Here is a 22,291-nt window from a genome sequence, read left to right on the forward strand (position 1 = left end):
TACTAGAACCTCTAGCCACACGCTTGTTCTCGCAGCATCACAACCTGTTTCATTTCGCAGCCTGGAGCCAACCTCATGAACCTGCTGGTCCCGTCTTCTCCGTTTCGTTTGCGCGCGCTGATTAGCGGCGGCGCAGTGGTGTTCGCGATGCTCGCGGGCAATGCGGCGCACGCCGACACCACGGCAGTAATGGCCGTCGCCTCGACCTTCACGACGCTCGATCCGTACGATGCCAACGACACGCTCTCGCAAGCTGTCGCGAAGTCGTTTTACCAGGGGCTGTTCGGCTTCGACAAGGACATGAAACTGGTCAACGTGCTGGCTGACAGCTACGAAGCCAGCCCGGACGCGAAGGTCTACACGTTCAAACTGCGCCACGGCGTGAAGTTCCAGGACGGCACCGACTTCAACGCCGCCGCGGTGAAGGCGAACTTCGACCGCGTCACCGATCCGGCGAACAAGCTCAAGCGCTACAACATGTTCAACCGCATCGAGAAGACCGAAGTGGTCGATCCGTACACGGTGAAGATCACGCTGAAGGCGCCGTTCTCGGCGTTCGTCAACGTGCTGGCGCATCCTTCGGCGGTGATGATTTCGCCGGACGCGCTGAAGAAGTACGGCAAGGACATCGCGTTTCATCCGGTCGGCACGGGTCCGTTCGAACTGGTGAAGTGGGATCCGGCGGGCGATCTGACGGTGAAGAAGTTTGCCGGCTACTGGAAGAAGGGCTACCCGAAGGTCGACGCGATCGACTGGAAGCCGGTGGTCGATAACAACACGCGCGCCGCGTTGATGCGCACCGGCGAAGCGGATTTTGCCTTCCAGGTGCCGTTCGAACAGGCCGCGCAGTTGCAGTCGAGCCCGAAGGTCGATCTGATCGCGTCGCCGTCGATCATTCAGCGTTATATCAGCCTGAATGTGAACCAGAAGCCGTTCGACAATCCGAAGGTGCGTGAAGCGCTGAACTATGCCGTCAACAAGGACGCGCTCACCAAGGTCGTGTTCGCCGGTTACGCAACGCCGGCCGACGGCGTGGTGCCGCAAGGCGTCGACTACGCGGTGAAGCAGGGTCCGTGGCCGTACGATCCGGCCAAGGCGCGCGCGTTGTTGAAGGAAGCGGGCTATCCGAACGGGTTCGAAACCACGCTGTGGTCCGCGTATAACTACTCGACCGCGCAGAAGGTGATCCAGTTCGTGCAGCAGCAACTCGCGCAAGTGGGCATCAAGGCGCAGGTCGAAGCGCTCGAAGCAGGCCAACGCGTCGCCAAGGTGGAAAGCGCGCAGGACGCCGCGACGGCGCCGGTGCGCATGTACTACGCGGGCTGGTCGTCGTCGACGGGTGAAGCGGATTGGGCGATCACGCCGTTGCTGGCGTCGGTCTCGTTCCCGCCGAAGATGGTCAACACGGCGTACTACAAGAACGATACCGTCGACAGCGATCTGAAGCAGGCGCTCGAAACCACCGACCGCGCGAAGAAAGCCGAGCTCTATACCGACGCGCAAAAACGCATCTGGGCCGACGCGCCGTGGATCTTCCTCGTCAAGGAGAAGGTGGTGTATGCGCGCAGCAAGCGTCTGTCGGGTGCTTATGTCGCGCCGGACGGCTCGTTCAATTTCGACGAGATCGCGATCAAGTGATGAGCTGAGCGTGAGCGCCGGCGTGTCGTTTCATCAGCACGCCCGCGCTGCATGCTCACTGCTTTGCTCCACTACGCGCCGCACAAGATCTTTCGTTGCCCGCATCATTGCCGGATTGGATGTCATGCTGAATTTCCTCGTCAAACGTCTCTTTGGCCTGCTGCCGACGCTGTTCATCGTCGCCGTGCTGGTGTTTCTGTTCGTGCATATGCTGCCGGGCGATCCGGCGCGGCTCGCCGCCGGTCCCGACGCGGACGAGGCGACGGTCGCGCTTGTGCGCGCCGACCTCGGCCTGAACAAGCCGATGCCGCAGCAGTTCGCCAGCTTTTTCGTGAAGATCGCGCACGGCGACTTCGGCATTTCGACGCGCAGCAAGCGCCCGGTCAGCGAGGAAATCGGCGAGCGCTTCATGCCGACGCTGCTGCTCACGCTCGCCAGCATGGTGTGGGCGGTCGTGCTGGGCATGGGCATCGGCATCGTCTCGGCCGTGTGGCGCAACCGCTGGCCGGACCGGCTCGGCATGACGCTCGCGGTGTCGGGTATTTCGTTTCCCGCCTTCGCGCTCGGCATGCTGCTGATGGAGATCTTTTCGGTGAAGCTCGGCTGGCTGCCGATTGTGGGCGACGGTTCGTGGCAGAGCTACGTGTTGCCGTCGCTCACGCTTGGCGCGGCCGTCGCGGCGGTGATGGCGCGCTTCACGCGGGCGTCGTTCGTCGAAGTGATGAACGAAGACTTCGTGCGCACCGCGCGCGCCAAGGGCGTGCCGGAGCGTCTCGTGATCGTCAAACACTGCCTGCGCAACGCGATGATTCCCGTCATCACGATGATGGGTCTGCAATTCGGCTTTCTGCTGGGTGGCTCGATCGTGGTCGAAGTGGTGTTCAACTGGCCGGGCCTCGGACGGCTGCTGGTGGACGCGGTGTCGATGCGCGACTATCCGGTGATTCAGGCCGAAGTGCTGTTGTTCTCGCTGGAATTCATCATCATCAATCTGGTCGTGGACGTGCTGTACGCCGTGATCAATCCGACCATCCGTTTCAAGTGAGGCCCGCATGAGCACGACCGCCACCGAGCCGAATGCGGCCAGCACCGCGAAAGCACAAGCCGCCATCCGCACGCCATGGAGCGAGTTCTGGCGCAAATTCCGCAAGCAGCACGTGGCGCTCGGCGCCGGCATCTTCGTGCTGCTGTTGATTGCGGTCGCGATCGTCGCGCCGCATATCGTGCCGTACGATCCGGAGAATTTTTTCGACTACGACGCGTTGAACGCGGGGCCCTCCGCGGCGCACTGGTTCGGCGTGGATTCGCTGGGGCGCGATATTTTCAGCCGCATTGTGGCGGGCTCGCGCATTTCGCTCGAAGCGGGCTTTCTGTCCGTTGCGATCGGCGCGGTAATCGGCACGTTCTTCGGCTTGCTGGCCGGGTACTACGAAGGCTGGTGGGATCGCATCACCATGCGCGTGGCCGACGTGCTGTTCGCCTTTCCCGGCATTCTGCTGGCGATCGGCGTGGTGGCGATTCTCGGCAACGGCATGATCAACGTGATCTGCGCGGTCGCGATCTTCAGCATTCCGGCGTTCGCGCGGCTCGTGCGCGGCAATACGCTGATGCTCAAGCAGCTCACGTATATCGAAGCGGCGCGCAGCATCGGCGCGTCGGATTGGACGATCATCGTGCGGCACATTCTGCCGGGGACGATTTCCTCGGTGGTGGTGTACTTCACGATGCGTATCGGCACCTCGATCATCACCGCGGCGAGTCTGTCGTTTCTCGGCCTCGGCGCGCAACCGCCGACGCCGGAGTGGGGCGCGATGCTCAACGAAGCACGCGCCGACATGGTTACGGCGCCGCATATCGCGCTGTTTCCCAGTCTCGCGATTTTCCTGACCGTGCTGGCGTTCAATCTGCTCGGCGACGGTTTGCGCGATGCGCTCGATCCGAAGCTCGACCGGCCATGAATTCGACTGCGCTTCGTGGTGCGCCGCATGTCGGCACGTTGCCAAGCGGTCCGCTCGACACGATCGCCGATGTACAGGGTGTGACGGTTGGACATTGCACGCTCGACCAGGGTGCCGTGCAAACCGGCGTGACCGTGATTCGTCCGCATGACGGCGATCCGTTTCTCGACAAGGTGCCGGCGGCGGCGTCGGTGATCAACGGGTTCGGCAAGAGTATCGGGCTAGTGCAAGTCGAAGAACTCGGCACACTGGAAACGCCGATTGCGTTGACCAATACATTCGGCGTCGCCGCTGTCGCGCAGGCGCAGATTCGTGCGGCCATTCGCGCGAATCCGCAGATCGGGCGCGAGTGGTCGACGGTCAATCCCCTGGTGTTCGAATGCAATGACGGGTATCTGAACGATATCCAGGCGCTGGCCGTCACCGACCAGCATTTCGGTGATGCTTATGCAGCGGCCAGTGCGGATGTAGCGAGCGGATCGGTCGGTGCAGGCCGGGGCATGTCGTGCTTCGATCTAAAGGGTGGGATTGGCAACGCGTCGCGCGTGGTGAACGCAGCGGGGCGCAGCTATACCGTCGGCGCTCTGGTGCTGGCGAACTTTGGCCGGTTGCCGATGTTGACCATCGACGGCACGCCGCTCGGCCGTGTGCTCGCTGAGCGCGCCAACAAGGAGGCGGCGAAACCCGAGCAAGGCTCGATCATCATGATCGTCGCCACGGACGCGCCGCTCGACGCACGCCAACTCAAACGTCTCTCCCTGCGCGCGGCGGCGGGTCTCGCGCGCACCGGTTCGGTCTACGGCCACGGCAGCGGCGATATCGCGCTGGCGTTTTCAACGGCCTATACCGTGCCGCACGGCACCGACTTCATCACGCTCCCACCGCTCCTCGCCGACGAACGTCTCGACCCGCTCTTTCGCGCGTGCGCTGACAGCTTCGAGCAGGCGATTCTCGACGCCTTGTGGAGTGCCGTATCCGTAACCGGACGCGACGCTCACCAGCGTCTATCGCTGCGTGACTCAGTGCCCGATCTTGCCCAACTATTCGAACGCACTCGCTGATGAAAGTCCTCATTTCCACCGACATCGAAGGCATTGCCGGCGTGTTTCATCCTGAACAGACGCGCGCGGGCAACGGCGAATACGAAGCCGCGCGCCGCTGGATGACGCTTGAAGCCAACGCCGCCATCGAAGGCGCCTTCGCCGGTGGCGCGACGCAGGTGTGGGTCAACGATTCGCACGGCGGCTTTCGCAACCTGCTGCCCGACCTGCTCGACGCGCGCGCCCAGGTGGTGCTCGGCAAACCACGCAAGTTGGGCATGATGGCCGGCCTTGAATACGGCGCGGCGCTAGTCTTCATGATCGGCTATCACGCCATGTCGCAAACGCACGGCATCCTCGCGCATACCATCAACAGCTTTGCTTTCGCACGCGTTTCGCTGAACGGCATCGAGGTCGGGGAGGCGGGCGTGTATGGCGCGCTGGCGGAAGAATATGGCGCACAGGTCGCGCTTTTATCCGGCGACGATGTCTTCGCCGAAGAAACCGCGCCGCGTTTTCCAGGCGCGCGTTTTGTCGTCACCAAGAGCGCGACCGGGCATGCGAGCGGCGTGACGCAATCGCCGGCGAGCGCTCGTGCTGCAATCGAAACCGCCGCGTGCGAAGTGGTTCAGCAGCATCTCGCGAAGGGGCATGCGCGCGAATCCACCCGCAGCGAAGCGAAACCTGTGGAATGCGAACTGCGCGTGCAAACCAGCGCGCTCGCCGATCTGTTCTGCCAATGGCCAACGCTTACGCGTGTGGATGCGGTCACGCTGCGCTTCAGCGCGGCTTCGGCGGAACATGTGGTGCGTATGCTGAATTGCCTGTCGGCGATGTCGTTCATGTTGCGCTGAGCGCGCGGTAACGGGCCGTTCTCAAACGCGACCATTTCACCGCGCTTACGGCGGCACCGTGGCGGCACGTTTCGTGAGGAAGCGTTACTCTCCTGCATTCCGGAGGCAGCGTCTTTCTCACTGAGCGGGGTACAGCATGGGTAAGCAGACTATCGCGGATTATCTGGCCAAAACACTGGCGGCGGCGGACGTCGAACGAATCTGGGGCGTGACGGGCGACAGCCTGAACGGCCTGTCGGATAGCTTGCAACGCCTTGGTTCGATTCGCTGGATGCACACGCGCCATGAAGAAGTGGCCGCCTTCGCCGCCGGCGCCGATGCCGCCGCGACCGGCAAGCTCGCGGTCTGCGCGGGCAGTTGCGGTCCCGGCAATCTGCATCTGATCAACGGCCTATACGACTGTCACCGCAATCATCAGCCTGTGCTCGCGATTGCCGCGCATATTCCATCGTCTGAAATCGGCCTCGGCTACTTTCAGGAAACCCATCCGCAAGAGTTGTTCAAGGAGTGCAGCCACTATGTCGAACTGGTGACGAACCCGTCGCAGTTCCCGCGTGTGCTGGCGCGCGCCATGCGCACCGCGATCGAGGAGCGCGGCGTTGCGGTGATCGTGCTGCCGGGCGATGTCGCGCTGGGCGACGCACCCGAGGAAACGCCGGCATGGGCCGGCACGCTGGAGCGTTCCACCGTGGTGCCGTCCGACGCGGATCTCGCCCGCCTCGCCGATCTGCTCAACCAGGCGGGCGGCGTGACACTGCTATGCGGCAGCGGCTGCGCCGGCGCGCACGACGAAGTGGTCGCCTTCGCCGATCAGCTCGGCGCACCGACCGTGCATGCGCTGCGTGGCAAGCAATACGTGGAGTGGGACAACCCCTTCGATGTCGGCATGACCGGGCTGATCGGCTTCAGCTCCGGCTATCACGCGATGATGTCGTGCGACACGCTCGTGATGCTCGGCACCGATTTCCCGTATCGCAACTTCTACCCGTCACATGGCAACGTGGTGCAGATCGACCGGCGCGGTTCCGCGCTCGGCAAGCGAGCGCCGTTGAAGCTCGGTCTGGTCGGCGACGTGAAGGCGACCTTGCAGGCACTGATGCCGCGGCTCAAGCACAAGAGCGACCGGCGTTTCCTGGAGAATGCGCGCAAGCACTATGCGGACACGCGTAAGGACCTCGACGACCTCGCACGGCCATCCGCCCCAGGACGCGCGATTCATCCGCAATACCTCACCAGCATCGTCGACAAGGTCGCCGACGAGGACGCGGTGTTCTCCGCCGACGTCGGCACGCCGACGCTCTGGGCCGCGCGCTATCTGACCATGAACGGCAAGCGCGCGCTGCACGGTTCGTTCAATCACGGCTCGATGGCGAACGCGATGCCGCAAGCCCTGGGCGCGCAGGCCGCTAACCCGGGCCGCCAGGTGATCTCGCTGTCGGGCGACGGCGGCCTGTCGATGCTGCTCGGCGATCTGCTCACCGCGCGTCAGCTGGATTTGCCGATCAAGGTCGTGGTGTTCAACAACAGCGTGCTCGGCTTCGTCGCGATGGAGATGAAAGCGGGCGGTTATCTGGAGGCCGGCACCGATCTGGCCACCACCGACTTCGCGGCGATCGCGCGCGGCGCGGGAATATACAGTGTCCGAATCGAACTGTCGGAAAACATCGAACCGGCATTGCGCGAGGCGTTCGCGCATCCGGGTCCGGCGGTGATCGACGTGGTGACCGCGAAGCACGAACTCGCCATGCCGCCGAAGATCCAGTGGGCGCAGGCCAAGGGCTTCAGCCTGTATATGCTGAAGGCGGTGCTGAACGGTCGCGGGGATGAGGTCGTCGAGCTGGCGACGACGAATCTGCGCTGAAATGCGTTGGAGTGGTTCGTTTTGACCGGCGTATGCGCGATCGCCTTCGCGCATACGCCTGAACCGGACTACTGCTGCCGGCTCAATTCACGCGCCGCGCGATCGATTACGTCGGCGACCGCGCCCGCGTGCGACACGGGCGCAAGGTGGCTCGACGCCATCGGCACGATCTTGGCGCCCATCCGGTCGGCCATGAATTTTTCCACTTCCGGCGACACCGCGCGGTCGCGTGTCGTGAGCACATACCACGACGGTTTTTCCTTCCACGCGACCTGGCTGACCGTCTCATTGAAGGCGCTCGCGGCGATCGGCACCTGTGCGGTGGCCAGCACGCGGGTCAGATTCTCGGGAACATCCGCGGCGAAGTCGGCGTGATATTTCGTGCGATCGAGCCAGAGGAAGCCGCTCGAATCCTTCATGATGCCCTCGCCCGCGGGCGCCGGTGCGGCGCGCTTCAACAGATCCATAGCCGACTCGTGCAGATCCGGTGCAATGGCCGCGACATAGACGAGACCGGCGACGTTCGGCGCGTTCGCCCCCGCCTCGGTGATCACGACGCCACCCCACGAATGTCCCACCAGAATGGTCGGGCCGTTCTGACGCGCGAGGACGCGGCGCGTCGCGGCGACATCGTCGGCGAGGGAAGTGAGCGGATTTTGCACCGAACTGACGTGATAGCCCTTCTGCTGCAATTTCGCGACCACGCCGTTCCAGCTCGAGCCGTCGAGGAACGCGCCATGGACCAGCACGACGTTGCGGACCGGGCCGGTCATGGGCGCGGCGGGAGGCGGCGTGGCGCCAACTTTGGAGGGTGGTGCGGCGGGCGCCATGGGCGCTGGCGCTTCGGGCGCGCTTGCCTCCGTGGGCGGTTCTTCGACCGGCTTGGCCGCGGGCGCCATGCCCGGTGCCATGGTGGGCGCGGCGGGTGCCGGCGCCGCGTTGGGCGTGGTGGTCTGGGCGAGCGCGGCGACCCCCGTGAAGCAGAGACACAAAGCAGCGGCGCAAAGCAGATGTTTGGGCGACATGTTGAATCTCCGAATGCTGACAGCTCGACTAGGGCAACATACAGAAGCCCTGCGCCAGTGACAATCACTATCCTCGCCGTTAAGTGCGGCGCAGAACCAAACACGGGTTGCTCCCAGTATTTAGCTAATATCGGCCACGGTAAAATTTCAGGTTCTGCCGGGCCGGGCCATAAGTCCGTCCGGGCGAACGATATCCATACACTGGGGCGCAACGTTGAATAGTGCACAGCAGCAAGAGGGCCTGAAGCGCGGGCTCAAGAATCGCCATATCCAGCTCATCGCGCTGGGCGGTGCGATCGGCACCGGCCTGTTTCTCGGTTCCGCCAGCGTGTTGCAGGCAGCCGGACCGTCGATGATTCTCGGCTACGCGATCGGCGGCATCATCGCCTTCATGATCATGCGGCAATTGGGCGAAATGGTGGCGCAGGAGCCGGTGGCGGGTTCGTTCAGCCACTTCGCGTACAAGTATTGGGGCGACTTTCCCGGCTTTCTGTCCGGCTGGAACTACTGGGTGCTTTATGTGCTCGTCAGCATGGCCGAACTGACCGCCGTCGGCACTTACATTCACTACTGGTGGCCGGGCGTGCCGACGTGGGTGTCGGCGCTGGTGTGTTTCGCGTTGATCAACGCGATCAATCTCGCCAATGTCAAAGCCTACGGTGAAACCGAGTTCTGGTTCGCGATCATCAAGGTCGTGGCGGTGATCGGCATGATCGTGTTCGGCGGCTATCTGCTGATCAGCGGCCATGGTGGTCCGCAAGCCTCGATCACCAACCTTTGGGCTCACGGCGGCTTTTTCCCGCACGGCTTTCGTGGCCTGTTCATGATGCTCGCGGTCATCATGTTTTCATTCGGCGGGCTGGAGCTGATCGGCATTACGGCGGCGGAAGCCGACCAGCCGCAGAAGAGTATTCCGAAGGCCGTGAATCAGGTGATCTACCGGATCCTGATTTTCTACATCTGCTCGCTGGCGATATTGCTGTCGTTGTATCCGTGGAATGAAGTAGCGGCGGGCGGCAGTCCGTTCGTGATGATCTTCTCGCAGATCGGCTCGACGCTGACCGCGAACGTCCTCAACGTGGTGGTGTTGACTGCCGCGCTGTCGGTGTACAACAGCGGCGTGTATGCGAATAGCCGCATGCTGTACGGCCTCGCGGAGCAGGGCAATGCGCCGCGCGCGCTGATGAAGGTCGACCGGCGCGGCGTGCCGTATATGGCGATCGGGTTGTCGGCGCTTGCCACGTTCACGTGCGTGATCGTCAACTATCTGATTCCCGCCGAAGCGCTCGGCTTGCTGATGGCGCTGGTGGTCGCCGCGCTCGTGCTGAACTGGGCGCTGATCAGCCTGACGCATCTCAAGTCGCGCAAGGCAATGGTTGCTGCCGGCGAGACACTCGTGTTCAAGTCGTTCTGGTTCCCGGTCAGCAACTGGATCTGCCTCGCGTTCATGGCGTTGATCCTCGTGATTCTGGCGATGACGCCGGGCTTGTCGGTGTCCGTGTGGCTGGTGCCGGCGTGGCTGGTGGTGATGTGGGCCGGATATGTGTTCAAGCGCCGGCGCGCGGCTGTGCAGGGTGGGGCGCGGGTGGTGGGGCGGTAAGGTGTCTCGAATGGCGTGAGGGGCGACGTTCGCGCTCACGCCGTTTGCAATCCTTGAGGTTTTCAGACGGGCCAGAAACGACAAACCCCGCGAGCAGCATGTGCTGGCGGGGTTCGAGGAATACTGAAACAGCGGTCTTTCGAATTCTTTGGTGCCCAGGGCCGGAATCGAACCGGCACGCCTTGCGGCGGGGGATTTTGAGTCCCCTGCGTCTACCAATTTCACCACCTGGGCAGGTCTTGCAGCGTACGCGTCAGAAGCTGGCGCGCGGCGAAGACGCAGATTATGGCCGAAAATTCGGCGCCGGGCAAGCCAGTTGCCTTCTTCCGCTGCAAGGCCTTCAAACCGTGCGGGAAAATCGTTCGAGTGTCTGCTGGCCGAGATAGCGGTCGAACACCATCGCGATGTTGCGCACGAGCATGCGGCCGGCCATCCGCACTTCGAGCTTGCCTGCTTCGAGCGACACCAGACCGTCCTGCTCGAAGCCGCGCAAGCGCTTTAACTCCGGCTCGAATGTCCCGGCGAAGCGGATGCCATACGCCGCTTCGAATTCGTCGAAGCGCAATTCCAGGTTGCACATCAGTTGCGTGATCACGTCGCGGCGCAGACGGTCGTCGGCGGTGAGGCGCACGCCACGTGCGATGGCGAGCGTGCCCGCATCGATCGCCGCGGCATAGCCCGGCAGATCCTTGACGTTCTGCGCGTACACGTCGCCGACCTTGCCGATGGACGATGCGCCGAAGCCGATCAGATCGCATTCCGCGCGCGTGCTGTAGCCCTGAAAATTGCGATGCAAGGTGCGCTGCGCTTGTGCGCGCGCGAGCTCGTCGGTGGGCAGCGCGAAGTGATCCATGCCGATGTACACATAGCCCGCGCCCGTCAGACGTTCGACCACATGCTGCAGGATCGCGAGTCTAACGTCGGATGAAGGCAGCGTGGCGGGGTCCATCTGGCGTTGCATCTTGAAGAGCTGCGGCATGTGCGCATAGGCGAAGACGGAGAGGCGATCGGGCGCAAGCGCGAGCATCGTGTCGAGCGTGCGGCCGAAGCTCTCGACCGTCTGATGCGGCAGTCCGTAAATCAGATCGACGCCGATCGAGTGAAAGCCCGTGGCGCGGGCGGCCTGCATCACCGAGGCGGTCATCTCGAGCGGCTGAATGCGGTTGATCGCCTGCTGCACGATCGGATCGAAGTCCTGCACGCCGAGGCTCAGCCGGTTGAAACCCAGCTTGCGCAAATGGGCGATGGTATCGGGCGACGCTTCGCGCGGATCGACTTCGATCGAATACTCGGCTTCGGCGTCGGGCAGCAGCGTGAAGTGCTCGCGCGTGGCGGCCATCAGTTCGGCCGTTTCCTCGTGCGACAGGAAGGTCGGCGTGCCGCCGCCCCAGTGCAATTGCGATACCGGACGCCGCGTGTCGAAACAGGCCGCCTGCAATGCCATTTCGCGTTTCAACCGATCCAGGTACGGACGCGCATGGGCGCGATTTTTGGTGGCGACCTTGTTGCAGCCGCAGTAGAAACACACGGTGTCGCAAAACGGAATGTGGAAGTACAACGAGAGATCCGTGGACGACGCGCCGGGGTCGGCGGCGGCGCGTAAATAGTCGGTGCGATCGAAGTCGTCGCGGAACTGCAGGGCGGTCGGATAGGACGTATACCGTGGGCCGTTCGCGCTGTATTTGGCGAGCAGGTCAGGGCGGAACAGCGTGCTGGCGATGGACATGAGGGACTCGAGGGCTGGCTGACGGCCATCGGGTAAGAGGCGGACCGCCGCGATTCGCGCGACCGGATCGATCCGCGCAGACGCCTCTTGCGCATGGCCTTTAGGATCTTTCGAGTTTACGCGAGTGGCCATTCGCCCGATTGCGTAAAAAGGTCGCACGGAATGCGGTGGCACAATGCGGGTCTGATAGTGCATAGCCCGTTTTTGGGTTCAGGAAAAATGTCGTGAGTGATGTGTCGAACAGCGCCGTGAAGCGCGAGTCTCCGTTCCGCGTGGCCGGTCACGCGTGCCGCCCTGATTGCGGCGCGTGCTGTATTGCGCCGTCGATTTCGAGTCCGATTCCGGGTATGCCGAATGGCAAGCCGGCGGCCGTACGCTGCGCGCAACTCGGCGACGATCTGCGCTGCGCGATCTTCGGTCAGCCTGAACGGCCGGCGTGCTGTTCAGGTCTGCAGCCGCAGCTGGAAATGTGCGGCACGAATCGCGGCGAGGCGCTCGCGTGGCTCACGCAACTGGAGATGCAAACTCAACCGAACGCGCAACCGGTGGCTCAGCGCTAACGCGCGCAAGCGAATCGCCGCAAACAGCAAACAGCAAACAGCAAACCACCAGCCGAAAACGAACACCGTAATCGCATGCCAGAACAGGTTTCCACAGGAGATTTCGCATGACTCGACCCGCCGCGCCGGCCCGGCGCCGCTTCCTGATTGCCGCGCTGACAGGCTGCAGCGCGCTCGGCATCACCGTTTCGCTCTCGGCCTGCGCAACCTCGACTTTTCCGTTCATCCCGTCGCATTACACGTTCTCGCAGCAGCAGGTGCAGGACGCGGTGCAGCGTAAATTCCCCTATCAGCGCACGGTTTCGCAGGTGTTCGATGTCGCGCTGACCCACCCGGTGGTCGGTTTGCTGCCCAACGCGAACCGCGTCTCAGTGAAGCTCGATGCGCGTCTCGTGAGTCCCTTCATGCCGCAGCCGGTCGACGGCGTGTTCACGCTGTCGAGCGAACTGGCCTACGACGCCGCCAGCAAATCGGTCGTGCTCAAGTCGCCGAATGTCGATAACGTCAGCGTGAGCGGGCAGGCGCAGGCCTATACCCAGCAGATCAATGCGGCTGCGGCGGTGCTCGCCACGCAGTTGCTGACCAACTATCCGATCTACACCTTCAAGCCCGAACAACTGCAATTTGCCGGAGTGAATTACGAACCCGGTACAATCACCATCCTTACAAACGGCATACGCGTGCAGATCGTCGAAAAATGACGCGGCGCGCGGCCGGCAGGGCCGCGCGCTTTCCGTGCCGGCCCTGTTCGTTCCGACTGACTACAGCGATTAGGGGCACGGATGGACTGGCTATTGGCTTGCAAGGCGCTGATTCTGGGCGTCGTCGAGGGATTGACGGAGTTTTTGCCCGTGTCGAGCACCGGGCATTTGATCGTCGCGGGCAGCCTGCTGAACTTTACCGATGAGCACGCGAAAACTTTCGACGTCGTGATCCAGCTCGGCGCGATTCTCGCGGTGTGCTGGGAATTCCGCCGCCGCATCGGCAGTGTCGTATCCGGTTTGCCGAGCCGGCCGGATGCGCGCCGCTTCACGCTGAATGTGATCATCGCCACGATTCCGGCGATCGTGCTCGGCTTGCTGTTCGAGAAATCCATCAAGGCGGCGTTGTTCTCGCCGGTGCCGGTCGCGTTCGCACTGGTGGCGGGCGGCGTTGTGATCCTGTGGGCGGAGGCGCGTCAGCGCGCGCAAGGCGAGAGGGAAGCGCGCGTGCAAAACGTGGACGACCTGAGCGCGCTGGACGCGTTGAAAGTCGGCCTCGCGCAATGTTTCGCGCTGATTCCCGGCATGTCGCGCTCGGGCTCGACGATCATCGGCGGAATGCTGTTCGGTCTCGACCGGCGCGTCGCCACGGAGTTTTCGTTCTTCCTCGCGATTCCGATCATTTTCGGCGCTACCGCTTACGAGCTGTACAAAGACTGGCACCTGCTTTCTGTCGATGCGCTCGGCACCTTCGCGGTCGGGTTTGTGGCGGCCTTCATCAGTGCTTTTGCCTGCGTGCGCTGGCTGCTGCGCTACATCGCCGCGCACGATTTCACCGCGTTTGCGTGGTATCGCATCGGCTTCGGACTGCTGATCCTGCTGGTCGGCTACAGCGGCGCGTTGAGCTGGACGGATTGAGCGCTCGCCTTTTGCTTGAACCATGAGAAAAGGTCCGCGTTTGCGGACCTTTTTCGTTGCGTGCCGAATCGTGCTGCGCGTTTATGCAACGCCGCGTTTGCGGAAGACGAGATCCCACACGCCATGCCCGAGCCGCAATCCACGGCGCTCGAACTTCGTCACCGGACGGTACTCCGGACGCGGCGCATAGCTGTCGGCGGTATTTTCCAGCGCCGGATCGGCGCTTAGTACTTCGAGCATTTGTTCGGCGTAGTTTTGCCAGTCGGTCGCGCAATGCAGATACGCGCCGGGCTTCAGGCGCGACGCCAGCAGCGCGACAAACTTCGGCTGGATCAGCCGGCGCTTGTGGTGGCGCGCCTTGTGCCACGGGTCCGGAAAGAAGATGTGCACGCCGTCGAGGCTGGCTGGCGCGATCATCTGTTCGAGTACCTCGACCGCGTCGTGCTGAACGATGCGGATGTTGGACAGGTTCTGTTCACCCATCAATTTCAGCAGCGCTCCGACGCCCGGCTCGTGTACTTCGACGCCGAGAAAATCGTCGCCGGGACGGTGTGAGGCGATTTCGGCGGTGGTCGCCCCCATGCCGAAGCCGATTTCCAGCACGCGTGGCGCCTCGCGGCCGAATACGGCGTTCCAGTCAGGCTGCTGCGGCGCAAAGGGCACCACGAAGCGCGGGCCGAGTTCGTCCATGGCGCGGCGCTGGCCGGTCGAGACGCGGCCGGCGCGCGTGACGAAGCTGCGGATGCGGCGCCGATGCAGGGCTTCTTGCGGCGCGTTGTCGTCGGCGTTCGGTTGGTGTCCGGTTTCGCTGGAGGGCGTCGGGAGGTCGTCCGGCGGGCCGGCGTCGTTTGGATCGTGGATCATCGTCGATGCTGCTACAAGGGTAAAGGGCTTCGCGGCGCGCCCGGCGTGCTGCACGGTGCCGGTCCGAGCTTGCGCGGTATGAGGCGCGAGTCCGACCGGCACGGCGAGTGAGCGCGAGGTTGACGGGTCGCTGCGCCAGGCCGCCGCTATGACAAAAAAGCCGCCTTCATGGAGGCGGCTCGTGCTGGATTCTGCTGAAGGTGTCAGCAGGAAAGTGGAGCGGGCGTTGCAAGTGCGCGTAAGGTAGCACAACCCAAAAGGGCGCGTCCAGACTGACCGGAGATGGCGGGAGTAGGGATGTGAGTGGGATATTACATTCCAATAAGGCGGGCATCTGCGCAGATGATTTAATGTTTTTGTAAGCTATTTCTTTGGGCGATTATCTGACGGAGTAAATGCTCATGAGCAAGTATGCGCATCGGCGCCCATAGTCTTACTGCCCCTCCGACTACCGGTGATTCGCGCTTCGCGATGAGATGCCTTTTGCGGCGACGTCGCTACTCAAGATTCTTCTCGGCCGATTTGCGCAAGCGGATGGATTCCCGGATTCAACGATCAGGAAAAGCTTTTTACGGGTAGAGGCGAGAAGAGCGGTAGAGTCAGATCCTTTCACGAATCTGCCCGATTGCTCACGAGCCGACTAGAAAGAATCTGGAGCGGGCGATGGGAATCGAACCCACGGCTCTAGCTTGGGAAGCTAGGGTATTACCATTATACGACGCCCGCAGAGCACGCCATTCTACGCGCGTTTCACGCGACTTGGCAAACGTGGACGCTTGCGGCGCGTCAGGTGGTGTGCTGACTGCGGGGAGCGCGTGTGATGTTCCGTCCCACAACGCACGGGCTCATCGTATCCGCCGAGCCGTACTCAGCGATTCGTCGCGTGCTCCTGCGCATTCGCTCCGCTATCTCCCTCGCGAGTTCTACCTAACGCGAATAACGCGGCATCGTCTTCGTCAGGCGCCGCAACCGAGTACACCGAGGCTCTGCCGTCCGCTACCGCGCACAGCGCGGAACTAGCCGATTAACGCTCCGACTGCCAACCAGATCGCGGAAATCGAATGCAGCTAGAAGCCCATATAAATACAAGGCCAATCAAATAGTTACGCACCGCTTGCTTCGATTTTTTGATTCGTTATGCATGAAATTTCATCGCTATCGACTGAGCGGTCGCTCAAGACATTCGAATAAATATTAAAGCTTACCGGAATGCCGCCGTTTACTTCTTTAGCGCCCTTTCCAAATGTTACAAGAATTCATTCGATTTGATTCTGTCAAGTGACTTTCTGAAATATTTCAACGAATCGGCGCTGGCGGCAATCATCGAGATCAAAATGACCAACGGTGTGCCATAGCCAATCTGATTGGCTGTGCACTCACCCAAAAACAAAATGGATATGAAAATTAAAGCTAATTTGACGTTATCCCTGCTCGCTTCGCTCGCGCTGGCCGCGTGTGGCGGTGGCGGCGACGGGGGCAATTCGGCGGCAGCGCCTGCGATCGGCAGCGCTTCGGCGCCGGCCGTGGCAAGTGCTCCCGTTCCCGCAAGCGCGCCGGTTCAGGCTTCTTCGCCCGCCCTGAGCGGCGAGCAGCTGCCGAGTCTGACCAGTCCGCAGAGCGGTTCGGCCGCGGCCACGGGCAACGGCGTAGAAGGGGTGTGGACAAGCCAGTCCGGCATCGACAAGACCACGGCGTTCGTCGATCCGCAAGGCAACATCTCTTACCTGAATACGGTAGGCGGCGTCGGCATGTCGGAATTCTTCGGCGTCATCGCGCCCAGCGCGCCGAACTGGACGCTCACCTCGGGTGTGGAATTCATCGGCGGCTTCTATTATCCGACCACCTCCGGCTCGGGCACCTTCGTGAATAAACAGACGTTCACGGGCAGCTACGTCGAGAACGGCACCACGGTGAACCTGTCCTGGAACTACGACGCGGCGAATGCGCTCGCGGTTACCCAGTCGAGCGTCGCGGGCACGTGGGCGCAAACCGGTTCGTCACTGACGATTGCAAACGACGGCACGCTCAGCGGCACATTGAGCGGCTGCCCGGTCTCCGGAACGTTGCTGCTCGCCACGCCGTCGTCCAGCAAGAATCTCTACACGTTGAGCGTGACCGGCACGACCGCGTCCTGCACGTTGAAATCGGGCGCGACGTATTCGGGCAATGCCGCGATTACGTTCCTGCCGATCACGGCCAGCACCCTGTACGTCCGCACGATTTTGTTCATGATCAGGACAGCGGCCAACACCACGGTCGCCTACGGTCAGTTGACGAAGCAATAAGCGACGCATGAAACAAAGCCGCCGCCTTTCTGATGGGCGGCGGCTTCTGAATATTCCCTACCTGCGCGTTCAGATGACGAAATAAGTCAGTTGAACGGCGGCACGGGTGACCACCATCAGCAGCACCTGCACGATCACGAACAGCAGGATCGGCGAAAGGTCGATGCCGCCGAGTTGCGGCACCACGCGGCGCAGCGGATTCAGAAACGGCGCCGTGAGCTGATACAGGATCGGCATGGCCGGCGAACGCGGATTGAGCCATGACAGCAGCGCCATCAGAATCGTCAGCCAGATGATCAGATTCAGCGCCCACTTGATCAAAGTCAGCACCGCGACGATCAACAGCGTCGGCAACAGCGTGAGTGGATCGGCGCCCGTCAGCACCACCATCAGCACGACATACACGATGGCAGCGAGGAGGGCCGCGACAAGGCTCGCCCAATCGATCTTGCGCGTGCTCGGCAAGATATGCCTCAAGGGCAGCACGATCCAGTTGGTGACTTGCAGCACGGCATTCGTGACGGGGTTGTACGGCGGCATGCGCACGACTTGCAGCCATGCGCGCAGCAACAGCGCCGCGCCGAACAGCGTGAAGACGGTATTGAGCAGAAAACGGGCGATATCGCCAAACATCTCGTGTCCTTATCCTTCGAATGACGGCCGCCGAGCGGCCGCAGGGTGCCGGCGCTCTCCAAACGGCGCGCCGGCGGGTTCATTTGAATTTCCCGCGCCTTTCCCGCACTCGGGGCGCGTTACGCGTCGTTTGAAGCGGCCGCGTGGTGCTGCAATGTCACGGTTCGCGGGTCACGATCAACGGCTCACTATATTAAAGGCCGCGATTTGTCCGCGTTCCGCGGGGCATCACACGGAAATCTTGATCTCGCTGAGCAGAATCGTGCCGTTGCCGCCGTCCGTGTAGTTGGGAATGTCGGCCATCAATTGCTCGTAAGCCGGTTTGAAGACTTTGTAGAAGTCGTCCGCGCTGTCGAACAGGAAATGGCCCGCTGCGACGTACGGTGGCGGCGTTCCCGGTGGCCCTGCGTTGATGCCGACGTCGACCGACCAGCCCTTCAGCGACGGCCCGAACAGCTTCGCCGCGAGCGGCATATGCGAGACGCAGTAGTAGTCCACGTCGAAGTGGCCGTTTTCCCGATACGGATAGAGGATGCTGACCTTGATCATTGTGCGTTCTCGTCTGTTGGTCCCGATGCGCGGCGCTGGCGGATTGCGCGCGGCGCCGGACGTCACATTATCACGGCTTACTTGACGCTTGCACCTGCTGCAGCCTGATTCAGCGACCGGTTGAGCGATTCTTCCACCACCTCGGCGATGGCGTCGATCGCGGCGGGCGGCGTGGCGCGGCGTTCGGCCAGGCCGACCGCGCGCCGCGACATCAGCCCGTACAGCGCGGCGTGGTCGCCGCCGAGGCCTTCCAGCAGCGCCAGTTGTTTCTGAACCACGCCGGTGTCGCCGCGCGAGACCGGGCCTGCGAGCGCATTGGGCAAACCCCTGTCGCGGGCGGTTTCAATCGTGCCGGAAAGCATCGGCAGCAGCGCGCGCAGCGCATCGTCTTCGGCAAAGCCGAGTGTGCGCCACAGCGCGACGCATTCCGCGAGGCTGCACAGCGCGAAGCTGGCGGCGTAGTGCGCGGCGGCGTGATAGAGCATGCGACCGCCCGCCGGAATCGACAGCGGATGGCAGCGCAGCGCGACGGCTAGCGCTGTCAGCGTGTCTCCCAGTGCGCCGTCGGCTTCGATGGTCACCGAACAACCGGCGATGCGCTCCAGATCGGCGAGTTCGCCGCTAAAGAGGTACAGTGGGTGAAAACCGCCGATCGAGGCGCCCTGGTCGCGTGCTGGGGCGAGCAATTCGACCGGCGAAGCCCCGCTGCAGTGCACGAGCGCCTTGCCGTGCGCGCCGGCGGCGGTGTCGGGAGTGAACCGGAGTGTGTGCGCTGACGTACCGATGCTGTCATCGGGAACAGCTAAAAAGACGATATCGGCGGCGTCGACAACCTGTTGTGGGTTCTCGAATGCCGCGCAATGCTCGATTTGACTGGCAAGCCGGCCGGCGGAAGTTGCCGAGCGACTGGCTACCGCGGTGACCGGATAACCGGAGCGTGAAAAGCTCAGCGCGAGACAGCGCGCGAGCCGGCCCGCACCGATAAAGCCGAGGCGCGGCAGAGAGGGCTGGGACATGGGTGCCTGCTCCAGACGAAACATTGGTAAAGCAGAAGTATCGCGCATCCGCCACGCTCGCGGCGCGGCAGGGCAGCGGCTTCACTCGATCAGTGCGCCTGCGATATGACGCCCCCGGCTGACCATCCGGCTGCTGTCGCCCGCGGGTTTAAAGACTGCTCATAATTCTTCAGAGCCGGTTTGGCAGTTGCTGTTCTGGGTATTTCGTCTCGCAGTCAGATTCGGGAGGTTCACGATGAATATTTTTTCTTACCGAAAGCACTTGCGGTTCCTGACGCACGCGCAGCGCCGTCGCTGGTGGGATCAGAAAAAGCGCCTGACGCCGCGCGTGCGGATCAGCGGCGCCTATGTCCCGCCCAGCGTGTCTCGCGAGTTCGCGTATGTGAAGGTCGGTTGACGTAGCGACCCTTGCAGGTAAGGAATGCCCGGCCTCATCAGTCGGGCATTTTTCATTCTGGGGTGCAATTGGACGCCGTCAGGATCGAAGCTAATTTGTAATCAAAGATTACTGTGTAGCAAATGCCGCAAGCCGTAAGGCGGGCATTGCGACTGATTGCGGTGTCTCCGGACACGGGCAATCCCTGAGTTTTCAGCGCATTACGAAGCTGATTGACCGCTTTCGGCGTCCGCTGGAATTGCGCGCTTTTGTCGCCGATTGCAATTTGCAACAAATGCGAACAGATGGGTGCGGTCTTTTTCGATACATTGATTTCGTAGCATGCAGGGCATGCGAAGTCGGCGACCCTGGTGGGCCGCGCTAGGAGAATAAAAGTGAAAAAGATCGTTCCGTTTGTCGTTGCCGCAGCACTCGGATTGGGGCTTGCCGGTGCCGCTCAGGCACACGTTTCCGTCGGTATCGGTATCGGAGTTCCGATTGCGCCGGCTTACCCGGTTTATGCCGCGCCGCCGCCGGTTTACTACGCACCGCAGCCGGTTTATGCACCGCCGGTCGTTTATGCACCGCCGCCAGTCGTCGTAGGTGGGTATTACGGTGGCTATGGGCGTCCTTACTATCATCACGGCTATTACCGCGGTTACTACGGTCACGGCTACTATCGCCGCTAAATGTAGTGGATCGATTTTGATTGACGGCGTAACGCCGGCTTGATCGCCGGGTTACGCCGTTTGTATTTTTGTTGGCGGCTTTTCATGCAGTCAATGGCGGGCTTATTGTCCGAATGACGGTTTGAATTCGCTCCAGCCGGTCAGGGCTACGAGTTGCCAGAGACATTCTCACGCTCACTTCACGCCTGACGTTCCAAAGCTTGGTCGAAGCTGGGAGAATGGTTGTTTCGCCACCGCTCTGGAGAGTTTCGCCGATGCAAGCGCTTCCCGCTCCCACTTTCGACGACGTACTCGACGCCGCAGCGCGTCTTGAGGGCGTCGCCCACCGTACTCCCGTTCTGACCTCTAGCACTTTCAATGAGCGCACCGGGGCGTCGGTGTTCTTCAAGTGCGAGAATTTTCAACGCATGGGCGCCTTCAAATTTCGCGGCGCCTTCAACGCGATCTCGCATTTCGACGCGGAGCAGCGCAAAGCCGGCGTGCTGACCTATTCGTCGGGCAACCATGCTCAGGCGATTGCCTTGTCGGCGCGCCTTGCCGGCATCCACGCCACGATCGTCATGCCGCAGGATGCACCCGCAGCGAAAGTCGCGGCAACCAAGGGCTACGGCGGGGAAGTAATCACCTACGACCGCTACACGGAAAATCGCGAAGAAATCGGCCGGCGGCTCGCCGAAGAGCGCGGCATGACGCTGATTCCGCCTTACGATCATCCGCATGTGATCGCCGGGCAGGGCACGGCGGTGAAGGAGTTGATCGAGGAAACCGGGCCGCTCGACATGCTGTTCGTGTGCCTCGGCGGCGGCGGATTGATCAGCGGCAGTGCGTTGTCCGCAGCGGCACTGAGCCCGGCGTGCACGGTGATCGGCATTGAACCGGAAGCTGGCAACGACGGCCAGCAATCGCTGGCGCGCGGCGAGATCGTGCATATCGACACGCCGCGCACGATTGCCGACGGCGCTGCTTCCACGCATCTGGGCGACTACACGTTTGCCATCATCCAGAGACTGGTCGCGCGGATCGAAACGGTCAGCGACGCGCAGTTGATCGAGACGATGCGCTTTTTCGCGCAGCGCATGAAGATCGTGGTCGAGCCGACGGGCTGTCTCGCCGCGGCCGCGGTGCTCAACGGCATCGTGCCGGTGAAGGGAAAGCGTGTCGGCGTGGTGGTGAGCGGCGGCAACGTCGACCTGGAAAAGCTTGCGCAGTATCTTGCCTGATACATTGCGTGGGCAGGCGCTATTGCGCTCGCCCGGTGCTCAATCGAAAACGGCTCGCCAACGCGGGCCGTTTTCATATCAGCTCGCCACGTGCGCGGTTTGCACGATCAGATCACGATACCCGTTGACGATCACGCTGTACGAGAAGTAGGCAAACAGCAGCGCAGACAGCACGTGACAGGCGCGCAGCAAGCCGGTGCCGGCGCGTTTGCGCCCGTGGCTGCCGAGTCCGCAGATAAAGATCGTCCAGCACAGACCGCCCAGAAAGAATCCGCCGAGAAAGACCGGCGCGGTCGTCACGCTCGCGGCGCCGGCTTTCGCGATCAGCGCGCCGCCGACCGCGGCGAACCACAAAATCGCCGACGGCGACGACACCGCCAGCAGGACGCCGCGCAGGAAACCGCGCCACGCGGACAGATGCGGCGCATTCGCGTCCGCCTCGCCGGCCACCGCCGGCGCCCTCGCCGGGAACATCGCTTCACGCGCCATCTTCCAGGTCAGGAAGAGCAGGATCGCCGCGCCGCCGATCCACACCACCCAGCGCACGGATTGGAACTGCAGCAAGGCGGCCATGCCCGCGAGCGCGAGCGCCGCATAAATCAGATCGCCGATGCACGAACCGAGGCCGAGCCAGAAGCCCGGTTTGAAGCCATGCGAGAGCGTCAGGGAAATCATGGCGACGTTCACGAGGCCGATATCCAGACACAGCGACAGCGACAGAAAAAACCCATCCGACATCATTGAAAAAGCATGCATCTGCGCGACGGCTCCGTTAGCT

General features: G+C 62.5%; 21 protein-coding genes and 2 tRNA genes. 14 read left to right on the forward strand and 9 right to left on the reverse strand.

What is annotated here, in order from left to right; genetic code table 11:
* Positions 1 to 75 precede the first annotated feature (75 nt).
* From gsiB to poxB, 6 genes are all read left to right on the forward strand, one after another.
* On the forward strand, positions 76 to 1,638 hold the full coding sequence (gene gsiB / locus B0G82_RS10160; protein ID WP_121307294.1) for a glutathione ABC transporter substrate-binding protein GsiB: 1,563 nt from the start codon (positions 76 to 78) through the stop codon (positions 1,636 to 1,638).
* Between the two features lie 124 nt (positions 1,639 to 1,762).
* Positions 1,763 to 2,683, forward strand: a complete 921-nt coding sequence (gene gsiC, locus B0G82_RS10165; protein WP_116139431.1) for a glutathione ABC transporter permease GsiC — start codon at positions 1,763 to 1,765, stop codon at positions 2,681 to 2,683.
* A gap of 7 nt (positions 2,684 to 2,690) precedes the next feature.
* Positions 2,691 to 3,596 (forward strand): glutathione ABC transporter permease GsiD, encoded by a 906-nt coding sequence (gene gsiD / locus B0G82_RS10170; RefSeq protein WP_116139433.1) that lies wholly within the window; start codon positions 2,691 to 2,693, stop codon positions 3,594 to 3,596.
* Positions 3,593 to 4,657 (forward strand): P1 family peptidase, encoded by a 1,065-nt coding sequence (locus B0G82_RS10175; RefSeq protein WP_121307295.1) that lies wholly within the window; start codon positions 3,593 to 3,595, stop codon positions 4,655 to 4,657. The genes gsiD and B0G82_RS10175 overlap by 4 nt, the downstream gene beginning before the upstream one ends.
* On the forward strand, positions 4,657 to 5,490 hold the full coding sequence (locus B0G82_RS10180; RefSeq protein WP_121307296.1) for a M55 family metallopeptidase: 834 nt from the start codon (positions 4,657 to 4,659) through the stop codon (positions 5,488 to 5,490). The genes B0G82_RS10175 and B0G82_RS10180 overlap by 1 nt, the downstream gene beginning before the upstream one ends.
* Before the next feature lie 136 nt (positions 5,491 to 5,626).
* A complete protein-coding gene (poxB, locus tag B0G82_RS10185) occupies positions 5,627 to 7,351 on the forward strand; it encodes a ubiquinone-dependent pyruvate dehydrogenase (RefSeq protein ID WP_121307297.1) in 1,725 nt (574 codons plus the stop codon).
* Between the two features lie 68 nt (positions 7,352 to 7,419).
* Here the strand turns inward: poxB and B0G82_RS10190 are convergent, their stop codons facing one another.
* Positions 7,420 to 8,376: an alpha/beta hydrolase gene (locus B0G82_RS10190; protein WP_121307298.1), complete on the reverse strand. Its 957-nt coding sequence runs from the start codon at positions 8,374 to 8,376 to the stop codon at positions 7,420 to 7,422.
* A 214-nt stretch (positions 8,377 to 8,590) separates the two neighbouring features.
* Between B0G82_RS10190 and B0G82_RS10195 the strand changes: the two genes are divergently transcribed.
* Positions 8,591 to 9,976 (forward strand): amino acid permease, encoded by a 1,386-nt coding sequence (locus tag B0G82_RS10195; RefSeq protein WP_121307299.1) that lies wholly within the window; start codon positions 8,591 to 8,593, stop codon positions 9,974 to 9,976.
* A gap of 149 nt (positions 9,977 to 10,125) precedes the next feature.
* Here the strand turns inward: B0G82_RS10195 and B0G82_RS10200 are convergent.
* Positions 10,126 to 10,210 (reverse strand) — tRNA-Leu (locus B0G82_RS10200).
* Between the two features lie 106 nt (positions 10,211 to 10,316).
* On the reverse strand, positions 10,317 to 11,702 hold the full coding sequence (gene hemN / locus B0G82_RS10205) for an oxygen-independent coproporphyrinogen III oxidase (RefSeq protein WP_121307300.1): 1,386 nt from the start codon (positions 11,700 to 11,702) through the stop codon (positions 10,317 to 10,319).
* Between the two features lie 224 nt (positions 11,703 to 11,926).
* Here hemN and B0G82_RS39390 point away from each other — a divergent pair, with 224 nt between their 5' ends.
* From B0G82_RS39390 to B0G82_RS10215, 3 genes are all read left to right on the forward strand, one after another.
* On the forward strand, positions 11,927 to 12,262 hold the full coding sequence (locus B0G82_RS39390; RefSeq protein ID WP_147308642.1) for a YkgJ family cysteine cluster protein: 336 nt from the start codon (positions 11,927 to 11,929) through the stop codon (positions 12,260 to 12,262).
* Between the two features lie 107 nt (positions 12,263 to 12,369).
* Positions 12,370 to 12,963, forward strand: a complete 594-nt coding sequence (locus tag B0G82_RS10210) for a DUF1439 domain-containing protein (RefSeq protein WP_116139447.1) — start codon at positions 12,370 to 12,372, stop codon at positions 12,961 to 12,963.
* A gap of 81 nt (positions 12,964 to 13,044) precedes the next feature.
* Positions 13,045 to 13,881: an undecaprenyl-diphosphate phosphatase gene (locus B0G82_RS10215; RefSeq protein WP_116139449.1), complete on the forward strand. Its 837-nt coding sequence runs from the start codon at positions 13,045 to 13,047 to the stop codon at positions 13,879 to 13,881.
* Positions 13,882 to 13,962: 81 nt separating this feature from the next.
* On the opposite strand, the gene trmB is transcribed toward B0G82_RS10215, so the two are convergent.
* Positions 13,963 to 14,745 (reverse strand): tRNA (guanosine(46)-N7)-methyltransferase TrmB, encoded by a 783-nt coding sequence (trmB, locus tag B0G82_RS10220; protein WP_116139450.1) that lies wholly within the window; start codon positions 14,743 to 14,745, stop codon positions 13,963 to 13,965.
* A 652-nt stretch (positions 14,746 to 15,397) separates the two neighbouring features.
* Positions 15,398 to 15,471 (reverse strand) — tRNA-Gly (locus B0G82_RS10225).
* Between the two features lie 665 nt (positions 15,472 to 16,136).
* Here B0G82_RS10225 and B0G82_RS10230 point away from each other — a divergent pair.
* Positions 16,137 to 17,030, forward strand: coding sequence for a hypothetical protein (locus tag B0G82_RS10230; protein ID WP_121307301.1), 894 nt, complete (start codon positions 16,137 to 16,139; stop codon positions 17,028 to 17,030).
* A gap of 69 nt (positions 17,031 to 17,099) precedes the next feature.
* On the opposite strand, the gene B0G82_RS10235 is transcribed toward B0G82_RS10230, so the two are convergent.
* The 3 genes from B0G82_RS10235 to B0G82_RS10245 form a co-directional block, all read right to left on the reverse strand.
* Positions 17,100 to 17,663, reverse strand: coding sequence for a YggT family protein (locus tag B0G82_RS10235; protein WP_106313896.1), 564 nt, complete (start codon positions 17,661 to 17,663; stop codon positions 17,100 to 17,102).
* Between the two features lie 228 nt (positions 17,664 to 17,891).
* Complete coding sequence (locus B0G82_RS10240; protein WP_121307302.1) at positions 17,892 to 18,212, reverse strand: EthD family reductase; 321 nt, start codon at positions 18,210 to 18,212, stop codon at positions 17,892 to 17,894.
* 77 nt (positions 18,213 to 18,289) lie between these two features.
* The gene (locus B0G82_RS10245) at positions 18,290 to 19,228 is read right to left on the reverse strand and encodes a DUF2520 domain-containing protein (protein WP_121307303.1); all 939 of its coding nucleotides are present in this window, start codon (positions 19,226 to 19,228) and stop codon (positions 18,290 to 18,292) included.
* A gap of 235 nt (positions 19,229 to 19,463) precedes the next feature.
* On the opposite strand from B0G82_RS10245, the gene B0G82_RS40025 reads away from it, so the two are divergent.
* The 3 genes from B0G82_RS40025 to B0G82_RS10255 all read left to right on the forward strand — a co-directional run bounded on the left by B0G82_RS40025 (position 19,464) and on the right by B0G82_RS10255 (position 21,513).
* Positions 19,464 to 19,625 carry a hypothetical protein gene (locus tag B0G82_RS40025; protein ID WP_007180743.1) on the forward strand — a complete coding sequence of 54 codons (162 nt, stop codon included), beginning with the start codon at positions 19,464 to 19,466 and terminating at the stop codon, positions 19,623 to 19,625.
* A 374-nt stretch (positions 19,626 to 19,999) separates the two neighbouring features.
* Complete coding sequence (locus tag B0G82_RS10250) at positions 20,000 to 20,293, forward strand: hypothetical protein (protein WP_106283375.1); 294 nt, start codon at positions 20,000 to 20,002, stop codon at positions 20,291 to 20,293.
* 254 nt (positions 20,294 to 20,547) lie between these two features.
* The gene (locus B0G82_RS10255) at positions 20,548 to 21,513 is read left to right on the forward strand and encodes a threo-3-hydroxy-L-aspartate ammonia-lyase (protein ID WP_116139458.1); all 966 of its coding nucleotides are present in this window, start codon (positions 20,548 to 20,550) and stop codon (positions 21,511 to 21,513) included.
* A gap of 78 nt (positions 21,514 to 21,591) precedes the next feature.
* Here B0G82_RS10255 and B0G82_RS10260 read toward each other — a convergent pair whose 3' ends face one another.
* Complete coding sequence (locus tag B0G82_RS10260) at positions 21,592 to 22,269, reverse strand: LysE family transporter (RefSeq protein ID WP_121307304.1); 678 nt, start codon at positions 22,267 to 22,269, stop codon at positions 21,592 to 21,594.
* Between the last annotated feature and the right edge of the window lie 22 nt (positions 22,270 to 22,291).

Origin of the sequence: Paraburkholderia sp. BL17N1, from assembly GCF_003634175.1 — a bacterium.
In the GTDB taxonomy this organism is placed as follows: domain Bacteria; phylum Pseudomonadota; class Gammaproteobacteria; order Burkholderiales; family Burkholderiaceae; genus Paraburkholderia.

Excerpts from the sequence above, each read along its gene's own strand:
- gsiB (WP_121307294.1), top strand. The coding sequence starts at position 76 with ATGAACCTGCTGGTCCCGTCTTCTCCGTTTCGTTTGCGCGCGCTGATT.
- gsiC (WP_116139431.1), top strand. The coding sequence starts at position 1,763 with ATGCTGAATTTCCTCGTCAAACGTCTCTTTGGCCTGCTGCCGACGCTG.
- gsiD (WP_116139433.1), top strand. The coding sequence starts at position 2,691 with ATGAGCACGACCGCCACCGAGCCGAATGCGGCCAGCACCGCGAAAGCA.
- B0G82_RS10175 (WP_121307295.1), top strand. The coding sequence starts at position 3,593 with ATGAATTCGACTGCGCTTCGTGGTGCGCCGCATGTCGGCACGTTGCCA.
- B0G82_RS10180 (WP_121307296.1), top strand. The coding sequence starts at position 4,657 with ATGAAAGTCCTCATTTCCACCGACATCGAAGGCATTGCCGGCGTGTTT.
- poxB (WP_121307297.1), top strand. The coding sequence starts at position 5,627 with ATGGGTAAGCAGACTATCGCGGATTATCTGGCCAAAACACTGGCGGCG.
- B0G82_RS10190 (WP_121307298.1), bottom strand. The coding sequence starts at position 8,376 with ATGTCGCCCAAACATCTGCTTTGCGCCGCTGCTTTGTGTCTCTGCTTC.
- hemN (WP_121307300.1), bottom strand. The coding sequence starts at position 11,702 with ATGTCCATCGCCAGCACGCTGTTCCGCCCTGACCTGCTCGCCAAATAC.
- B0G82_RS10210 (WP_116139447.1), top strand. The coding sequence starts at position 12,370 with ATGACTCGACCCGCCGCGCCGGCCCGGCGCCGCTTCCTGATTGCCGCG.
- B0G82_RS10215 (WP_116139449.1), top strand. The coding sequence starts at position 13,045 with ATGGACTGGCTATTGGCTTGCAAGGCGCTGATTCTGGGCGTCGTCGAG.
- trmB (WP_116139450.1), bottom strand. The coding sequence starts at position 14,745 with ATGATCCACGATCCAAACGACGCCGGCCCGCCGGACGACCTCCCGACG.
- B0G82_RS10230 (WP_121307301.1), top strand. The coding sequence starts at position 16,137 with ATGGATATGAAAATTAAAGCTAATTTGACGTTATCCCTGCTCGCTTCG.
- B0G82_RS10235 (WP_106313896.1), bottom strand. The coding sequence starts at position 17,663 with ATGTTTGGCGATATCGCCCGTTTTCTGCTCAATACCGTCTTCACGCTG.
- B0G82_RS10240 (WP_121307302.1), bottom strand. The coding sequence starts at position 18,212 with ATGATCAAGGTCAGCATCCTCTATCCGTATCGGGAAAACGGCCACTTC.
- B0G82_RS10245 (WP_121307303.1), bottom strand. The coding sequence starts at position 19,228 with ATGTCCCAGCCCTCTCTGCCGCGCCTCGGCTTTATCGGTGCGGGCCGG.
- B0G82_RS40025 (WP_007180743.1), top strand. The coding sequence starts at position 19,464 with ATGAATATTTTTTCTTACCGAAAGCACTTGCGGTTCCTGACGCACGCG.
- B0G82_RS10255 (WP_116139458.1), top strand. The coding sequence starts at position 20,548 with ATGCAAGCGCTTCCCGCTCCCACTTTCGACGACGTACTCGACGCCGCA.
- B0G82_RS10260 (WP_121307304.1), bottom strand. The coding sequence starts at position 22,269 with ATGCATGCTTTTTCAATGATGTCGGATGGGTTTTTTCTGTCGCTGTCG.